This is a genomic window from Peptoniphilus sp. oral taxon 386 str. F0131 (genome assembly GCF_000090945.1).
Taxonomy (GTDB): Bacteria; Bacillota; Clostridia; order Tissierellales; family Peptoniphilaceae; genus Anaerosphaera; species Anaerosphaera mikwangii.
In genome coordinates, this window is record NZ_GL349425.1 from 1 (window position 1) to 1517 (window position 1517).

Annotated in this window: 1 protein-coding gene; it reads left to right on the forward strand. The window is 39.7% G+C overall.

The features are described 5' to 3' along the window. Positions 1-23 precede the first annotated feature (23 nt). Positions 24-1517: recombinase family protein (locus tag HMPREF0629_RS07530; protein WP_009222713.1), on the forward strand; the 1494-nt coding region annotated here is incomplete at its 3' end.

Below are 1517 nucleotides of genomic sequence, written 5' to 3' on the forward strand. Positions count from 1 at the left end.
AATTTGAGTGAAAGGAGGTAATCGTGAGAAGTTATGAGAAAATAACCGCCTTGTATGAAAGGTTAAGCCGAGATGATGAACTACAAGGTGAGAGTAATTCTATCATGAATCAGAAGAAAATCTTGGAAGAATACGCAAAGAAAAATCATTTGGAGAACATCGTTCATTTTACCGATGACGGAATCAGCGGGACGCAGTTCGATCGTCCGGGATTTATGGCAATGATGAACGGAGTCAATCAAGGAAATATCGGTTGTATCATCGTAAAGGATATGTCAAGACTTGGCAGAGATTACCTCAAAGTCGGTCAATGTATGGAGATATTAAGACAAAAGGGAGTAAGACTCATTGCCATAAACGACAATGTAGACAGCTTTTGCAAAGACGATGATTTCACTCCTTTCCGAAACATTATGAACGAGTGGTATGCGAGAGATACCTCAAGGAAAATCAAGTCCACATTCAAAGCGAAAGGAGAAAGCGGAAAACACACAGGAAGCAGTCCACCCTATGGCTATATAAAAGACAAGGACGATAAAAATCAGTGGATTATCGATGAAAAAGCGGCAGAAGTTGTCCGAAGAATATTCCATCTGACAATGGATGGAAAAGGACCCTATGCCATTGCAAGGATATTAGAAGCCGACAAGATAGATATACCCGCCTATCATCAGCAGAAATTGGGATATGGACTACATCAAAGCAAAGTGTTTGAATATCCATATCGTTGGTGCAGTTTCACGATTGCAAGTATCTTAAAAAAGCAAGAGTATTTAGGGCATACAGTCAACTTCAAAACCAGAAAGCATTTCAAAGACAAGAAAAGTAAATATGTATCCGAAGATAACTGGCTCATCTTTGAAAACACCCACGAGCCAATCATAGACCAAGAAACCTTTGATAATGTGCAGAGAATACGAGGAAATGTGAAACGCTATCCCGATGGTTGGGGCGAATACCACCCCCTTACAGGACTGATGTATTGTGCCGATTGTGGCAGTAAAATGTATGTTCACAGAACGAGCAACTACAAGAATATCCCCTATTATACTTGTAGTGCCTACACAAAAGTACCTTGTGGGACACTTTGTCCCTCCGCTCACAGGATAAAAGCAGAAGTGGTATTAAATCTCATTCAAAGCACCCTACAAGACATTAAGAAAAGCCTTGATGAAGATAACGAAGCCTTTCTCCATTCCATTCAAAATGAAATGGAAGAAAGCGAAAAAATAGAAATGGAAAAGAAAAGGACAAGGCTCACAGATAGTACAAACAGGCTTCAGGAACTGGAACGTTTAATGTGTCGGATATACGAAGATATGATATTGGAGAAGATACCGAATACCCGATATGAAATCTTAAATAATCAGTATGAAACAGAGCAAAGAGAACTCAGCAAAGAAATCGATGGGTTGGAAAAAGCCATCAAGCGATACGAAAAAGAAACCAACAGAGCCAAAAAGTTTATCCGGTTGATTGAACGCTATGATAACTTTGATGAACTGACACCGACCATC